The 16,594-nt window shown below is 53.4% G+C and carries 15 protein-coding genes and 1 tRNA gene; 11 read left to right on the top strand and 5 right to left on the bottom strand.

What is annotated here, in order from left to right; genetic code table 11:
- Positions 1–1,140, bottom strand: coding sequence for an A/G-specific adenine glycosylase (gene mutY, locus FHW66_RS10190; protein ID WP_183379688.1), 1,140 nt, complete (start codon positions 1,138–1,140; stop codon positions 1–3).
- A complete protein-coding gene (gene mutM, locus FHW66_RS10195) occupies positions 1,137–1,958 on the bottom strand; it encodes a bifunctional DNA-formamidopyrimidine glycosylase/DNA-(apurinic or apyrimidinic site) lyase (protein WP_183379689.1) in 822 nt (273 codons plus the stop codon). The genes mutY and mutM overlap by 4 nt, the downstream gene beginning before the upstream one ends.
- Positions 1,959–2,163: 205 nt before the next feature.
- On the opposite strand from mutM, the gene FHW66_RS10200 reads away from it, so the two are divergent.
- The 6 genes from FHW66_RS10200 (at position 2,164) to FHW66_RS10225 (ending at position 7,535) form a co-directional block, all read left to right on the top strand.
- Positions 2,164–3,963 (top strand): tetratricopeptide repeat protein, encoded by a 1,800-nt coding sequence (locus FHW66_RS10200; protein ID WP_255458917.1) that lies wholly within the window; start codon positions 2,164–2,166, stop codon positions 3,961–3,963.
- A 29-nt stretch (positions 3,964–3,992) separates the two neighbouring features.
- Positions 3,993–4,643, top strand: coding sequence for a lipoprotein insertase outer membrane protein LolB (gene lolB, locus FHW66_RS10205; protein ID WP_183379896.1), 651 nt, complete (start codon positions 3,993–3,995; stop codon positions 4,641–4,643).
- A 90-nt stretch (positions 4,644–4,733) separates the two neighbouring features.
- Positions 4,734–5,603, top strand: a complete 870-nt coding sequence (gene ispE / locus FHW66_RS10210) for a 4-(cytidine 5'-diphospho)-2-C-methyl-D-erythritol kinase (protein WP_183379690.1) — start codon at positions 4,734–4,736, stop codon at positions 5,601–5,603.
- Between the two features lie 75 nt (positions 5,604–5,678).
- A tRNA-Gln gene (locus FHW66_RS10215) sits at positions 5,679–5,755 on the top strand.
- Between the two features lie 113 nt (positions 5,756–5,868).
- Positions 5,869–6,819 carry a ribose-phosphate pyrophosphokinase gene (locus tag FHW66_RS10220; protein ID WP_183379691.1) on the top strand — a complete coding sequence of 317 codons (951 nt, stop codon included), beginning with the start codon at positions 5,869–5,871 and terminating at the stop codon, positions 6,817–6,819.
- A 116-nt stretch (positions 6,820–6,935) separates the two neighbouring features.
- Positions 6,936–7,535, top strand: coding sequence for a 50S ribosomal protein L25/general stress protein Ctc (locus FHW66_RS10225; protein ID WP_183379692.1), 600 nt, complete (start codon positions 6,936–6,938; stop codon positions 7,533–7,535).
- A gap of 200 nt (positions 7,536–7,735) precedes the next feature.
- On the opposite strand, the gene FHW66_RS10230 is transcribed toward FHW66_RS10225, so the two are convergent.
- On the bottom strand, positions 7,736–8,689 hold the full coding sequence (locus FHW66_RS10230) for a Tim44 domain-containing protein (RefSeq protein ID WP_183379693.1): 954 nt from the start codon (positions 8,687–8,689) through the stop codon (positions 7,736–7,738).
- 183 nt (positions 8,690–8,872) lie between these two features.
- Complete coding sequence (locus FHW66_RS10235; protein WP_183379694.1) at positions 8,873–9,238, bottom strand: hypothetical protein; 366 nt, start codon at positions 9,236–9,238, stop codon at positions 8,873–8,875.
- Positions 9,239–9,473: 235 nt separating this feature from the next.
- On the opposite strand from FHW66_RS10235, the gene FHW66_RS10240 reads away from it, so the two are divergent.
- From FHW66_RS10240 to FHW66_RS10260, 5 genes are all read left to right on the top strand, one after another.
- Positions 9,474–10,184, top strand: a complete 711-nt coding sequence (locus tag FHW66_RS10240) for a response regulator transcription factor (RefSeq protein ID WP_183379695.1) — start codon at positions 9,474–9,476, stop codon at positions 10,182–10,184.
- 26 nt (positions 10,185–10,210) lie between these two features.
- On the top strand, positions 10,211–11,800 hold the full coding sequence (locus FHW66_RS10245; RefSeq protein ID WP_183379696.1) for a sensor histidine kinase: 1,590 nt from the start codon (positions 10,211–10,213) through the stop codon (positions 11,798–11,800).
- A gap of 1 nt (position 11,801) precedes the next feature.
- A complete protein-coding gene (locus FHW66_RS10250) occupies positions 11,802–12,143 on the top strand; it encodes a DUF4212 domain-containing protein (RefSeq protein WP_183379697.1) in 342 nt (113 codons plus the stop codon).
- On the top strand, positions 12,133–14,160 hold the full coding sequence (locus tag FHW66_RS10255) for a sodium:solute symporter family protein (RefSeq protein WP_183379698.1): 2,028 nt from the start codon (positions 12,133–12,135) through the stop codon (positions 14,158–14,160). Before FHW66_RS10250 ends, FHW66_RS10255 begins: the two co-directional genes overlap by 11 nt.
- Positions 14,161–14,529: 369 nt before the next feature.
- The gene (locus FHW66_RS10260; protein ID WP_183379699.1) at positions 14,530–15,645 is read left to right on the top strand and encodes a hypothetical protein; all 1,116 of its coding nucleotides are present in this window, start codon (positions 14,530–14,532) and stop codon (positions 15,643–15,645) included.
- Between the two features lie 17 nt (positions 15,646–15,662).
- Here the strand turns inward: FHW66_RS10260 and FHW66_RS10265 are convergent, their stop codons facing one another.
- Positions 15,663–16,589: a transglutaminase family protein gene (locus FHW66_RS10265; RefSeq protein WP_183379700.1), complete on the bottom strand. Its 927-nt coding sequence runs from the start codon at positions 16,587–16,589 to the stop codon at positions 15,663–15,665.
- Positions 16,590–16,594: the final 5 nt, after the last annotated feature.

Raw genomic sequence — 16,594 nt, forward strand, 5'->3', positions numbered from 1 at the left:
TTACCCCAGCAGATCATTTGTGCGTAGCACACCCAACAAGAGCTTCTTGACCGGTGCCGGTAGAGGTGCATCTGATAGTTTTTCAAACGCATACCAGACGTGCGTCGCTTCGGCGACTCCGGAATAACGATGCTTCAGAATCACCTGATAAGGTGAAACATGTAGCTTGAAATGCGTAAATACATGCGTAAAAGGCTGCAACTTGCGACATGCGGCAACGCTGCCAAAACGTTCAACAGCCTCTTCCACCGCGACACCGAAATCATCCGCATTGACGCTGAGCGGCAACTCGGGCAAAGAGAGCAGGCCGCCCCAGATGCCACTATCAGGGCGCTGCTCCAGCAATACCTGATTTTCTGCGCAAATGACCAGCATCACAGCTGACTTCTCGGGCACAGTCTTCTTTGGCTTGCGTATGGGCAATTCAGCCGTACGTCCGCTTGCCAATGCGACGCAGCGATACTGCAGGGGACACCGATCACACGCTGGTTTGCCACGCGCACAAAGCGTTGCACCAAGATCCATCAAGCCCTGCGTATAAGCCTCCATGTCAGCTTCCGGCAACAAGGCAACGGCACGCCGCCACAACTGGTCCTCGACCGGTTTGGCACCAGGAAAACCCTCAACACCAAAGACTCTGGCAAAGACGCGCTTGACATTCCCATCCAGAATCGCAGCGCGTTTACCGTAAGAAAAAGCCGCAATTGCTGCCGCTGTCGACCGTCCGATTCCAGGCAGATCGGCAAGCAACTCCGGATCATTCGGGAAACGTCCCGCGTACTCATCAACCACGCGTTGCGCGCAACGATGCAGGTTACGTGCGCGCGTGTAGTAACCCAATCCACTCCAATGCGCCATGACCAGCTCGGACGGCGCTGCCGCCAAACTCTGCACCGTTGGAAAACTGTCCAGAAATTTCAGGTAATACGGAATGACAGCAGTAACCTGAGTCTGCTGCAGCATGATTTCTGAGAGCCAGATACGGTAAGCGTCACGGGTGTTTTGCCAAGGCAGTGCATGGCGACCGTGCTGCTTTTGCCATTCAATCACGGCAGCCGAAAAGCTGGGATCAACAAATTCACTTGCTATGTCTGTCGATGGCGGCGATACCGCATCGGATTGCTTGAGTACACGCTTCATTTTTGACAAACGACACAGTAAAAGGTGGAGCGCTGTCCTTGCTTGATTTGTCTGATCGGCGTGGCGCACACGCGGCAAGGCAGATCGGTGCGGTTATACACAAAATAACTCTGCTGAAAATATCCGGATTGCCCATTGACCGCAATGAAGTCACGCAAACTGCTGCCACCCTGCTCGATAGCCGCCGCGAGGATTTCACGGATCGCCTGCGCCAACTTGTCATAGCGCGCAAGACTGATTCTTGAGGCTGCGGTTTTCGGGTTAATACCAGCTCTGAAAAGACTCTCTGATGCGTAAATATTACCAACCCCGACCACGATATCGCCCGCCAGCAACACCTGCTTTATTGGTGCGCTGCGATTACGCGTTTGCTGGTGCAACCAGTGCGCCGAGAATTTTCCCTGCAATGGTTCCACGCCAAGCCCGCGCAGCAACATATGTTCCTCAATGTCACCCTCGTTTGCGTCATGCCAAAGGACCGCACCAAAACGACGTGGATCTGTCATGCGCATCACCTTCTCACCGACATCAAGATCAAAATGATCATGCTTTTGTGGAGTAATGCCCGGTGGCAGGATGCGCAAATGACCTGACATACCCAAGTGGACGATCAAGGTACCGTGAGCGAAATGAATTAATAAATACTTACCGCGACGGCCGGTGGAGGTAATACGCTGGCCGACCAGCAGTTCCTGCAAACCAGCAGGAAATGGCCAGCGCAAGCCGCTGTGACGCAGATGCACGCCTGTAACGGTGGCGTTTTCAAGGTAGGGCGCGACGCCCCGACGGGTAACTTCTACTTCGGGTAATTCAGGCATGACAGCAATGAAATGGAATAAAGCATAAAGTCAGGCGCGTTGACGGCGTGCCGACGCTTGCCGGGAAACGAACAAAACCCGCCGGACGCTATCATAGTGCAGTTACGTCCGGCAGATTCAGGACGTGATGGTTTACACTCACTTACACCAAGAAAACCAGTCTTGGGCGTAAAATTGAAACTTGCCCGATTATTCAGGATTTGCCTTGAAAAAAACTCTCGCCATTGTAACGCTCTCCGTCATGCTCTCCGCGTGTGCAAGCCTGCGGCAACCCAGCGAGAATGACGCCGATGCCAGTCTACCGAGCCCCAAGCCGACGCTGGAAAAGGTGCCGCCAGCCGCCAAACTGCCTGCGGCGCCAGTGGCGGTAGTGGAAGATCCGCTACCTGCAGTGGATCTTAGCGCCGATCTGTTCTACGACATCATGCGTGCCGAAATCGGTTTCCAGCGTGGCCAATGGCAGGGCCCCTACACAATCTTGCTGAGTGATGCTCAGCAAACCCGTGATCCTAGGCTGGCCAGACGTGCTGCTGAAATTGCACTGGCTGCACGACGCCCGGCTGAAGCTTTGTCGGCAGTGCGTCTGTGGAGCGAACTGGCCCCGCACTCCGATGAAGCGCTGCAAAACTACCTCAGCCTGGTGATGTTGAGTGACAACATCAGCGAAATTCAGCCCTTGCTGGCGCAGCGACTGGCGCAGGCATCGCCCGAAACGGTCGGGCCATTGATCCTGCAAATCCAGCGCCTTCTCAATCGCGCCCGTGATAAGACTGCTGCCTTCACCATGCTGGAACAGCTGACATCGCCCTATTCGACCTTGATGGAAAGCCACCTGGCGCTGGCGCAAAGCGCATTTACCAATCGCGACTCTGTTCGTGCTCAGGCCGAAGCGAATCAGGCACTGAGTATCAAACCAGATTCGGAATTGGCAATCCTGACACTCGCACAAGTCACCCCGGATCCGGACCGTGCCATGAAACTGGTGGCAGATTTTCTGAAAAAATATCCTGATGCGCGTGAAGTAAGGATTGCATACGCCCGCGGCCTGGTAGAGCAAAAGCAGTTTGAAGCTGCCAGCGATCAATTTCTGAAACTGCTCAAGGACAACCCGGACGATCAGGCAACATTGTTCGCGCTGGGTATCCTGAATGTACAAACCAATCATCTGGGCCCAGCAGAAACCTATCTGAAACATTATCTGGAGTTATTGGCTGCTGACCAGGAAGACGAGCACGACCCGACCCAGGCGTTATTACTTCTGTCGCAAATCGCAGAAGAGCGCAATGACATCCCCGGCGCACTGAAGTGGCTGGAACAGATTGAACCGGGTGATGCGTACATCAGCGCGCAGATCCGACGTGGCCAATTACTCGCCAAGCGCGGCGACATCAATGGTGCTCGCAAGGTGCTGGAGCAGGCACAGGCTGACGCGAGCAACGACCATGACCAGCAACAGCTGATTCTGGGGGAAGCGCAGATCCTGCGTGATGCAGGTCGCAATCAGGAAGCCGCCGATATTCTGGAAGCAGGCGTCAAGAGCTTTCCTGACAGCGTAGATCTGCTCTACGACTACGCGATGGCCGCTGACAAGATTGGCAGCTATTCAACCATGGAAGGCGCGTTGCGCAAGATCATCCAGATCGTGCCAAACAGCCAGCATGCTTACAATGCGCTCGGCTACTCCCTGGCTGACCGCAATATCCGACTACCGGAAGCGCTGACTCTGATCCAGAAGGCGTTAGAACTGGCTCCCAATGATCCATTCATCACAGATAGTCTTGGCTGGGCACAATATCGCCTGGGCAATTTTGCCGAAGCTGAGAAACAGCTGCGTCGTGCGTACGGCCTAAAGGCTGATCCTGAAATTGGTGTTCATCTGGGCGAGGTTCTCTGGGTCAGCGGCAAGCAAACTGAAGCCAAACAATTATGGCGGGATGCACAAGCCAAGGATCCTCAGAATGATGTACTGAAGAGCACATTGACTCGCCTCAACGTGAAATTATAAGGCCCCACTTGCTTTCGCTTGCCCCTCTCTTGCCCTGCCGCTTTAACCGCTATAGCGCTGTCGTCGCGCTAGGCCTCTTGCTGGCAGGGTGTGCAACCATGCACCACGAGACCACAATGGAGCAAGGACCACCTGTCGAGCGCCACTACCATGACACGATTGCGCTCAGCGGCAGATTGTCGATACAGTATTCACTGAACAATCAGCCGCAGTCGCTACATGGTAGCTTTACCTGGGACCAGCAGAACGACCATATTATCCTGAGCCTTCTGTCGCCACTCGGACAGACATTGGCAGTCATTGACAGTAAGCCAGGCGAAGCCGTCTTGACGCAATCAGGCAAATCCCCAATCATGGCCAACGATGTCGATGTGCTTGTATCGCAGGCGTTGGGCTGGCCGTTGCCGGTATCTGGCTTGCGCGATTGGCTGCAAGGTTTTGGAAAAGCCAATGACGGTTCCCCTTTTGTGGCGCACCCAAACACCGAAACCACCCGCTTTGCCACCCAGGATGGCTGGGCACTCAGCTATGTCGACTGGCAGGATGAGGCCGCGAACATCGGGCGCAATCGCCCCAGACGTATTGATCTGACGCGGCAGACTGAGCAGGCTGGCCTGGTATCGATACGTATCGTGATCTCCGATTGGCAAACCAGCGATCCGCCTGCCAATACGCAGTAAAAAAGCACCAAACCAACCTGGCCCACCAATGCACGACGCTTTCAAGAAGATGTCAGCAACGGCCTGAAACACACCTCCTTACAAAAAGCCATGCCAGCAAGCCTGTCCAACTGCCCTGCCCCGGCCAAACTGAACCTGTTCCTGCATGTTACCGGCCGCCGCCCGGACGGTTATCATTTGCTGCAAACCGCGTTTCAGCTGATCGATCACTGCGACTATCTCGACTTCAATGTCCGCAAAGATGGTCGCATCTGTCGCACAAACGAGATTGCTGGCGTCCCCGCCGAGAGCGATCTGGTGGTACGTGCCGCCTCACTGCTGCAACAGGTAGCGGGCAAGCACGATTTGGGTGCAGACATCACCATTCGCAAGCAGTTGCCAATGGGGGGGGGGCTGGGAGGTGGCTCTTCGGATGCCGCAACCACACTGATCGCACTCAATCATTTGTGGGAAACAGGATTGTCACGCGTTCAATTAATGACGTTAGGGTTGCAATTAGGTGCCGATGTGCCCTTCTTCATTTTTGGACAAAATGCATTTGCAGAGGGTGTGGGAGAGGAGTTAGCCGCGCTGGAGACACCTCAATGCTGGTTTGTTGTTATCGAACCCGGCGTCTCAATTCCTACCGCAACAATATTTTCATCGAAAGAGTTGACAAGAGATACGAAAGCAATCAGAATAACGGACTTTCCTGATGCACAAAATCTTCTCGATAAGAGCTTCGGAAAAAACGACTTAGAAGTGGTGGCTGCACAGCAATTCCCTGAGGTTAATCAAGCCATAAAATGGCTAAAAACTTTCGGAAATGCTAGAATGACAGGTTCCGGCTCATGTGTATTCTGTTCTTTTGAACATGAGCAAAAAGCACAAGAGGTGTTAGCGTTAATGCCCTCTCACTGGAAAGCATGGAAAGCCAGGGCGATGCAAAAACATCCGCTCAATCATTTACTGAGTACGTAGTCAAAGAATTGGTTTGACGTTGTTTTTTAAGTGGCCTATACCACTAACAAGATAACGGCAAGCAGCAGATTGCGTAGGGGAATCGCCAAGCTGGTTAAGGCACCGGATTTTGATTCCGGCATTCCAAGGTTCGAATCCTTGTTCCCCTGCCATTAATTTTGGACCATGACGTCCGACCAAAAGAATAAGCCGCCAACGCGAGACTACCCAAGTCCAGCATTGTCGGCTTTTCGACTTTTTAACGATTGCATTCAGGGATACCCAAATGGCATACGAAAACCTGATGGTTTTTACTGGCAGCGCCAATCCGGAACTGGCACAAGGCGTCGTCGAAAAACTAGGTATCCCTCTGGGCAAGGCCAATGTTTCGAAGTTCTCCGACGGCGAAGTCATGGTCGAGATCAACGAAAATGTGCGCGGCAAGGACGTCTTCGTGCTGCAGTCAACTTGTGCTCCGACCAATGACAACCTAATGGAAATCATGATCATGGTTGATGCGCTCAAGCGCGCGTCTGCCGGTCGAATTACCGCTGCGATTCCCTACTACGGTTATGCCCGCCAGGATCGACGCCCACGCTCGGCGCGAGTAGCGATTTCTGCCAAGGTTGTGGCAAACATGCTGCAGGAAGCCGGTGTTGAACGTGTCTTGATCATGGATCTGCACGCCGACCAGATTCAGGGCTTCTTCGACATTCCTGTCGACAACATTTATGCATCACCAATTCTGCTGGGCGATCTGGTCAGCAAGAATTACGATGATCTGCTGGTTGTTTCGCCTGACGTCGGCGGTGTAGTACGCGCCCGTGCGCTGGCCAAACGTCTGAGCTGTGATCTGGCAATCATCGACAAGCGTCGTCCAAAAGCCAACGTATCCGAAGTGATGAATATCATCGGTGAAGTTGAAGGTCGCAATTGCGTGATTATGGATGACATGGTCGACACCGCCGGCACGCTGACCAAGGCAGCTGAAGTTCTCAAGGAACGCGGTGCCAAGAAGGTCGTCGCCTACTGTACTCACCCAGTCCTGTCGGGACCGGCGCTGGACCGCATTGCCAATTCTCCGCTGGATGAACTGGTCGTGACAGACACGATTCCACTGTCGCCAGAAGCGAAAGCCTGCGGCAAGATCCGTCAGCTCACCTGCGCCAGCCTGCTGGCCGAAACTTTCAAGCGTATCAGCAAGGGTGACTCGGTGATGTCGCTGTTTGCCGAATAAAATATTCTCAGTTTCATTCTTTGCCGATGTACAACATCAGCAAAGAATTCTTGAATCCCCTGGTCGCGGGGGATTTTTAACGCGAGACGAAAGTCCCGCATCCATTGGAGCTTAAAATGAAAGTTATCGCATTTCCACGCAAAGAACAGGGGACCGGAGCGAGCCGCCGCCTGCGCAATGCGGGTCAAACACCAGCAATCGTCTACGGTGGCACTGCTGCCCCTTTGAACATTGCTCTGGACCACAACGCGCTGTACCACGCGCTGAAGAAAGAAGCATTCCACTCGTCGATCCTCGACCTCGAAATCGAAGGCAAGGTTGAACAAGTTCTGCTGCGCGACTTCCAGGTCCACGCGTACAAGCAACTGGTTTTGCACGTTGACTTCCAACGTGTTGACGCCTCGCAAAAGATCCACGTCAAGGTGCCTCTGCACTTCGTCAATGCTGACGTATCCCCAGCAGTGAAGCAATCGTCGGCTGTCATCAGCCACGTGCTGACCGAACTGGATATCTCTTGCCTGCCTAAGGACCTGCCAGAGTTCGTCTCTGTTGACCTGTCCGCACTGGAAGCTGGTCACTCGATCCACCTGGCCGATCTGAAGCTGCCAAACGGCGTGACTGCAGTGAGCCAGGAAAACCTGACCGTTGCTACTGCAGCTGTTCCAGCTGGCAAGGTAGAAGCGGAAACACCAGCTGGCGGCGCAGAAGCGAAGTAATTCCCCTTCGGCACGCAAGCTGCTCAACCAGGCTTCCTGGTTGGATCACACCCCAAGATTTGGATTAATCTCCAAAATTTGGGGTGTTTTTGTATCTGCAGCGTGATTGAACATGCCGTGTTATCTGCATAAAAAAGCCGGGTCTGTTCGCAACAGAACCCGGCCCACATCAGATCGTCCGCACAGGCAGACGATTATCCTTACTCAGCAACGCATGCCACTTGTTGAATCCCCGCCAGCACCCAACCACTGCTACCAGAAACTGGTTTGCTGAGATTCCAGATTTCGTTGAATTGTGTCGGCGATGCCTTCGGATCTTCCTTGATAAAGCCAAAGAACTTGAGGCTGGCAACATAATCATTTCCGACGGTTTCTACGCCTAACATCTCCGCGTCCAGTGAGATCACGTCGGTAAAGTTGGACTCACCTCCACGCTCCTGTAATTGCAGCCTGATCTCGCCATACATTTCCGGTGTCGTGAAGTCACGGATATCGCTGGCATCGCCCTTGTCCCACGCCGCCTGCAGACGAATGAAATAGGTCTTGGCATTGCGCACGAAACTGATGCTGTCAAAATCAGCAGGAATACCGTAACTGCTCTGAACGCTTGTCATTGGTCCGGCACCAGTCGCCTGCGGCGCATTGCCGAAGGCATTTTCCTGCAAGGCCTTGGGAGCAAACTCCGATGGCAGTGCCGAGCCTATCGCCGGCGTTGCATTGACGTCGTTGGCTGCAGCATAGGCCGGACGTGCGGAAGACGCCTGGCCTTCAGACTTGCGACGGAACATGCGATAAATGAACATCGCTGCAAAAGCCAGCAACGCCACCATCAATAGTGTGCTGATCATGCTGGCCATAGCACCACCCAGACCAAAGTGGGATAACAACGCACCCAGTCCCAGTCCGAGCAAGGCACCACCGAGTATGCCCTTCCATGGACTAGGTTTGGGCGCAGCAGCCGGGCCAGCTGCGGGAGCTGCCGGTTTAGCGGCAGCAGCCTGATTTTGCTGCATCGGGCTTTGCGCCTGCCGGCTGGCGCTGGACGACTGTTTGCCAAAGGAACCGCCACCGCCCAGGCGTTTGGCTTCTACTGAGCCAATACCTGCGGACAAGGTCAGCGCTGCTACCAGCAACGCGACAAATGCTTTTTTCATACTATCTCCAGAAAGGGAATGTGATGCGAAGTCGGTCGCATCCACCGAAAAATCAAAAGTAAGGAGAAACTCAAGCCAGTGGCGACAAGTCACTACGACCTTGGAACTGGTCGTAACACGCTCTCGTCAAGTCGAGAGCGAATACAGTCGTATCGGAACGTGCCGCCAGCGGCAATGAAAGGATCAGCCCCGCGGTGGGCGCCCCGCAGGCGGAAGGAAGGGAGGTTGAATCTCTGGATCACTGCGCAAGGCAGGCGCCAGACGGGCTGACTCGGCAACAAACATCAATGCTGTGACCAGCACTGGCTCATCACCAATACTGGCATGATAAGAAAAATCTTCGTCATCGACACCGGCAATACCAGCGTTATCGTCAAGAGGCGCTTGCTTCTGTTGGTCTCCGTGATGATCTTCATGAGCAGCACCAGCATGTTGCATTTGCAGCAACACTGGGGTCTGCTGTAACTGCGCTGCGCGCGACGACACCACCCCTGCAAATACTTGCAGCGGCAGAACGCACATCAGGAACAGAACAAGCAAACGCTTCATGAAAACGGTGATCAGGCAAAAAAATACGAAGAAATTATAGCAATCCTTCTGAAAGATGCGGCAGTTTAGCTGATATTTCAAGAGCTTAAGCAAAATCAACCGTTGTTTCTCATTCCGCAAGCAAGCCCTTGTTATGCATTGCAATGGGCAAATTTTTAGTGGATCATCATCGAAAATATCGTAACACTTCAACAAAAAAGGGAGACAACACCGGCTACCGGTGTGGTTTGAGACTATGCGTATTCTGCTCGCTGAAGATGACAGTGTTCTCGCCGATGGCCTGACTCGCTCGTTGCGTCATTCTGGGTATGCAACGGATTGCGTCAAGAATGGCGTAGAGGCTGATTCAGCGCTCTCGACACAGGACTTTGATTTATTGATCCTGGATCTTGGCCTGCCCAAGATGTCCGGCCTGGAAGTATTAAGAAGGCTGCGGGCGCGCAACTCTCATCTGCCGGTATTGATTCTGACTGCCGCCGATTCAGTCGAACAACGGGTACAAGGACTTGATCTGGGTGCCGATGATTACATGGCAAAACCATTTGCGCTGTCAGAGCTTGAGGCGCGCGTGCGGGCACTGACCCGACGTGGTGCCGGTGGCGGGCCAACGGTGATTCGCCACGGTTCACTATGCTACGATCAGGTTGGACGTATCGCTTATATTGGCGAGCAGATGCTTGATCTCTCTGCACGCGAACTCGGCTTGCTGGAAGTATTATTACAACGTACCGGACGACTGGTATCCAAGGAACAACTGGTCGATCATCTATGCGAATGGGGCGAGGAAGTCAGCAATAATGCGATCGAAGTCTATGTCCACCGCCTGCGCAAAAAAATTGAGGTCGGCGGCATTCGCATTGCCACCGTTCGTGGCCTCGGCTACTGCCTGGAGAAGCTGCCGGAGTCTTTACCCGGCGTCGGTATCAGTGCCACCGGTAATCCTTGAGATCGTGATTGCACCAGGCGGCGCGCATGCCTGATTCCTTCGATATCCCCGTCGCCACCGAAAACGATCCGCGGCATCCAAACGACGCTGATGCGCCTCGCGGCAAAAACAAAAGCAAGCGCCGTGCGGCCATCGCGACCCAGCCAGAAGAGCGCATACAACGCTCGCTGTTCGGCGAAATCCTCGACTGGATGCTGGCGCCGTTGCTATTGCTCTGGCCAATGAGTATCGCCATCACCTATCTGATTGCCCAATCGATCGCCAACCAGCCGTTTGATCGTGCACTGGAAGACAGTGTCACGGTGCTGGCGCAGCAGGTGACCGAGGTCAATGGCAAAACTGTCGTCCATTTACCAGTGCCAGCACGCGACTTGCTCCGCGCCGATGACATCGACAACATCTACTATCAGGTCACGGGTCCGCGCGGAGAATTCATCGAGGGGGACCGTGATCTGCCAGCGCCGCCACCTGATGAAGACAAACCTCCGGTTGGCACCGTGCAATTTCGCAACGATATCGTGCATGGCAGTGATGTGCGTATTGCCTATTTGCAGGTTGATCTGAAACCACCGCCAGAGCCACGTTCGATGCGCCCGCAGCAGCAAAGACTGGCAACCGTACAAGTGGGCGAAACCCGTGAAAAGCGTGCCCATCTGGCCAATGAAATCATCAAGGGGGTGATTCTGCCGCAATTCATCATCCTGCCGATTGCGCTGGGTCTGGTCTGGTTCGCCCTGTCGCGCGGATTATCTCCATTGTCTGAGTTGCAGCAACGCATACGCGCACGTCGTCCTGATGACCTGAGTCCGATTGATTCTGGCCAGGTACCAGAAGAAATATCGCCGCTGGTACGCTCTCTCAATGACATGCTGGCCAGACTGTCGCAGACCATCGCCTTGCAGAAACGCTTCATCGCGGACGCCGCACATCAGATGAAGACGCCATTGGCGGGTATGCGTATGCAATCAGAACTGGCACTACGTCAAACCGACCAGAGCGACATCCATCGCTCACTGGAACAATTATCCAAGAGCTCCGAATCGGCAACCCGGCTGATCAATCAACTCTTGTCGCTGGCCCGGGCCGAGAACCAGACATCGGCAACCGCTCCTTTCGCGCCAGTCGAACTTTCTGAACTAGCGCGTACCGTGGTGCAAGACTGGGTACCAATGTCCTTCACCCAACGCATTGATCTTGGCTTCGAGCAACCAGGGCATCCCATCATGATTTCCGGGAACGCCATCATGCTGCGCGAGATGCTCAACAACCTGCTCGACAACGCGCTGCATTACACACCACCGCAAGGTAGCGTCACCGTACGTGCCAGCACCGATGAACTAGCCGGATTGGCGTTTCTGGAAGTTGAGGATACCGGCCCCGGGATCGCCCTTGCAGAGCGCGAACATGTCTTCGAACGCTTCTATCGTGTGTTGGGTACACATACCGCTGGCAGCGGTCTGGGTCTGGCCATCGTGCGGGAAATCGCTCTGCAGCACGGTGCCAGCGTCGACATCAGTAATAACCCACGCAGTCTCGACCCGAAAGCACCGGGTAGCCTATTCCGCGTGACACTGAAATTGGCTGCACGCCAGTATTTCATCGAGGATATTGGTTGATATGAGCAAACACGATTTATCTGATGCCGCTAATCCAGTTATTGCAGCTAACAAAACAGATGCAGTAGCAACTGCGCCAACGCTATCGACAAACAGCTATTGGCAGAAAACCCAGCGCCTGACACTGGGTCTGCTACTGGTGTGGTTTGTGATGACCTTCGGCACCATCTTTTTTGCCAGAGAGCTGGATCGGTTTCATCTCTTTGGCTGGCCAGTTTCATTTTATCTGGCAGCGCAAGGAATCATGCTGCTCTACCTCCTGATCGTCGTCCTGTACACCGTCATCATGGGTCGCCTGGAGCGACGGTTACATCCAGACATTGAGCAAACACATGGAGAATAAGAGCTTTTTCCGGCGGCTGGTGGGCTACTACGCCTGGTACACGCTGTGCTTCATCCTGTTCCTGCTGGTACTGGCCATGCTGGAGCGAGAAGGCATGCCGCGGGCATGGATCGGCTACCTGTTCATGCTGGTCACCATTGCGCTTTATGCCGGCATTGGCGTGGTCTGTCGCACTTCGGACGTGCCCGAGTATTACGTCGCCGGTCGCCGGGTTCCTGCTCTGTTCAATGGCATGGCGACTGCTGCCGACTGGATCTCGGCAGCCACCTTCATCAGTCTGGCCGGTGGACTTTATCTGCAAGGCTTTGATGGTCTGGCCTACATCATGGGCTGGACCGGTGGTTATTGTCTGGTGGCGTTGCTGATCGCTCCTTATCTGCGCAAGTTTGGGCAATACACCCTTGCCGACTTCATGGCCGAGCGCTACGGAGGCAACTTTGTCCGCATCCTGACGGTGATTGCCACCATCATTATTTCGTTCACCTATGTGGTCGCGCAGATCTATGGTGTGGGCTTGATTACCTCGCGTTTTACCGGCATCGATTTTTCAATCGGCATCTTCCTCGGATTGGCCAGTATTCTGGTGTGCTCGTTTCTGGGAGGCATGCGCGCCATTACCTGGACCCAGGTCGCCCAATACATCATCATCCTGTTTGCCTACCTGATCCCCGTCATCTGGCTTTCCGCCAAGCACACCAGTGTGCCAGTGCCGCAGGTGGCGTATGGCTCGATCATGCCAAAACTCAATGCTGTCGAAGAGCGCATCAATAACGACCCGAAGGAACAGCAGGTCCGCGGCATCTTCCAGTCACGTGCTGAGGATTTTGATCAGAAGCTGAAGAATCTGCCGCGTTCATGGGAAGACGGCCGCCTCGAAGCGCAACATCATGTTGAAGAAATCCGTCGCGACAGCAATGCCTCGCTGGCAGATATCAAGAGTGCCAGTAGGGCGCTGAGCAGTTATCCCAAGTCCGCAGATGAGGCCGAACGACGCTGGCAGGAGGCAAAGGCCAGCAATCTCGCGCGCGCACAGGTCCCGGCCTCTCAGACTGAACCCTTCCCGGGCAAGGACGACGCCAGCATCGAGATCAAACGCAACAACTTCATGGCGCTGGTATTTTGTCTGATGATAGGCACCGCTGCTCTACCGCATATTCTGATGCGTTACTACACCACGCCCAGTGTGCAGGAGACGCGCAAATCGGTATTCTGGACACTGTTCTTCATCATGCTGATCTACATCACCGTACCGGCGCTGACCATTCTGGTGAAATACGATATCTATACCTCGCTGGTCGGCAGCAATTACGCGCACCTGCCCGACTGGGTCTATTACTGGGCCAATATCGACAAAGTCAATCCGCTGGTCAGCATCACTGATCTCAATCATGACCATATCGTGCAACTTGGCGAGATCTCGCTTGACGGTGACATCATCGTACTTGCCACACCTGAGATTGCGGGTCTGCCCTATGTTATTTCCGGGCTGGTCGCCGCCGGTGGACTGGCTGCAGCTTTATCAACCGCTGATGGTCTCTTACTGACCATTTCCAATGCCTTGTCGCACGATGTGTATTACAAGGTCGTCGATCCCACTGCCTCAACCCAGAAGCGCGTAACCATCTCCAAGCTGCTGTTGCTGGTGGTGGCCTTATTGGCTGCCTATGCAGCTTCATTGAAACCAGGCGATATTCTCTCCATGGTCGGTGTCGCGTTTTCACTTGCTGGGTCGACATTGTTTCCGGCATTGGTGTTGGGAATTTTCTGGAAGCGGGCCAATCGGACCGGCGCTATTGCCGGTATTCTGTCGGGCTTCCTGATGTGCGTTTATTACATCCTGCACACCCATCCCGCATTCGGCGGCACCGTTGCCAATCAATGGTTCCACATTGCGCCAATCTCTGCCGGTGTATTCGGCATTCCCGTTGGCTTGTTGGCGCTGGTCATTGCAAGCCTGCTGACAGCCCCTCCGGATGAAGACACCCTGGCATGGATAGACCATATCCGCATGCCTTGATCGATCTACTCATGCTGGTAAGAAGACAATAAAAGTCCGGGTACCACGAATAAAGATAACGGGATAACAACAAATCGAAAGCCCGATTAGTTACATCCGCATTCGCAGGTGTATTTTTTAAAAGTCACGATGGCTAGCAAATGCTATTTTAAAAAATGAAAACGCTTAAGTCTTTATTTTTAAATAACTTTTTAACTCGCCGTTATGCAACTCTTCTCTTTGCTTAGTCATAAACCACCTTCCCTTACTCCCAGGAACACGACAAAAATTCACGATGACAGTACCGCAAGCAATGCGAAGCCTGAGCTGATTGCCAGATGTGTCAAATCGGCATCACCGTCCCCCATTAGATGGAATCCCGAGCATCACTTGACGCAAGCACAGCAGAGCATTACTACCGGAATGACTACATGCCAGCCTAAAGCTCTTTTTTTTAATAAAAATCAGTTTGTATTCAAGAAAAAAGAGGACATCGATCCCGAAATAGCGATCAATGAATTGAGAGACTGCGTCCACTCGCAACAAACTAAACCATGTCCTTTGGCACAGCCATCTGCGGAGGCAGAGCGGATTTCTCCACTATTTGAACAAGATCTGACGCGTAACATCTACGTCATCAATGGCAAGATTATTTCGCAACCGGGTACCGAGCTCTCAATCGCAAGGATGAATTTGAGGACTGCATTGACCTCGAATGGGAAATTGGATCATGAAGGTCTATACGCCATCTCTAACTTTGCCAATCAGTCCGTTCTGGCGCTGCCACTTATTCGTATGACAAAGATGATAGAAAAAGAGATGGGCGATAAGTTTTACGCACACGAAAGAGAAAGCGAAACTCGCTTCGACATCACTGCTGCGGAGGGAAAAGATATTCACATTCGCGCCACACATACCAAGAAAATTGACAAGGCTGCCGAAAACGTTGACCGCGATATCTGGACACAATTAGGTAAAAATAGTTATTCAACCTTCTATACCGACATCCATCTGAATCGCAACGCACTCAATAATTTTGATTTCTCAATCAACGACAACCCGACCACTACAATAACGCAAAGCCGCACGGGATATGAAGTACGCTTCGAGAAGCCTCCGAGCTATCTTGAGATCCTTACAGCGATGAGCCAAAAATCCAGAGAAGACTTGTTCTTTTCTTATATTGATCAGGCGAACGGCGTTAATAACGCGTCGGAAGCCTATTTCAAGGCGACTGTAGTGGCGAGCATGAATGTCCAACTGGAGCTCAGAATCGAATCTCCGACTAAACAAAGCAAGCCCGAGAAGCCGGTCTATTCCGACGACGAAATGTTAGCGAAAGACATTTTCATCATCCTGCTTAACGATCGACTCACTAAGTTAAGAATAGATGTACCAGGACTTGAGCAAGATAAGCCACTCACCGCCACACTGGTAAAGCAAGTAGCCGCGTACATGCAAGCGACATTTCCAAATATCAGTAACGACAATCGTAAATTTGGCTAACAATACCGCCGCCAGATTCAGCGTGCAAACGGCAAACCAGGCAATTCATCTGCTGGCCGGACCGTGACAGCGACCTCCATGGTCTGCTGGCCGCCGCCGATCAGGACGCCACGCAAGGGAGAAATATCCAGAAAATCGCGCCCCCATCCCAGAGTGATATGGCTGATCCCGGGGAACAAATCATTGGTGGGATCGGCATCAATCCAGCATCCCGGTGCACCGTCAGGCCCGGGGCAATACACCGAGACCCAGGCATGCGAAGCATCAGCGCCAATCAGTCTGGCCTGACCCGGCGGTGGCTGGGTCAGCAAGTAACCACTGACATAGCGTGCCGCCAGACCGATTGAGCGCAGGCAGGACAGCATGAAGTGCGCATAGTCCTGACACACCCCACGTTTGTTGGCAAACACTTCCGTGACCGGCGTCGATACGGTCGTCGCATGCGGATCGAAGGTGAACTCGCTGAAGATGCGATGCATGAGCGTAGCGATCCCCTCAAGCAGCGTCGCATTCGGGGCAAAACATTGGGCCGCATAGGCAGCGAATTCGCGTTTGATTCTGACGTGCGGCGATTCAAACAGAAAGCGCGACGCATCCAGCATCTCATCCGACAGATGCCGTCCCGCACGATACGACAGCGCGGTAGCGACCTCTTGCCAGCCCGGCGTCATGTCAGGCAGTGGATGCTCCACCATTTCAACCCAGGATTCAGCCTGTACTTCCAGGCCGGCATGATCCTGATCCAGCGAAAACGATTGCAGCGCATTACCAAAACTGTCCACATAAATATTCACGTTTTGTGGCAAAGGCGCGATGTTGATCGTGTGCGAAATACACGTTTGCCAAGGCAAAAAGCGTGGCGTCAGTCGTAAGACCTGATGCGACAGACGTACCGGTACCGAGTATTGATAAACCGTCTCGTGCAGGATGTGATAAGTGGCCATGCGCA

This window comes from Herbaspirillum sp. Sphag64 (assembly GCF_014192645.1).
GTDB lineage: Bacteria > Pseudomonadota > Gammaproteobacteria > Burkholderiales > Burkholderiaceae_D > Herbaspirillum.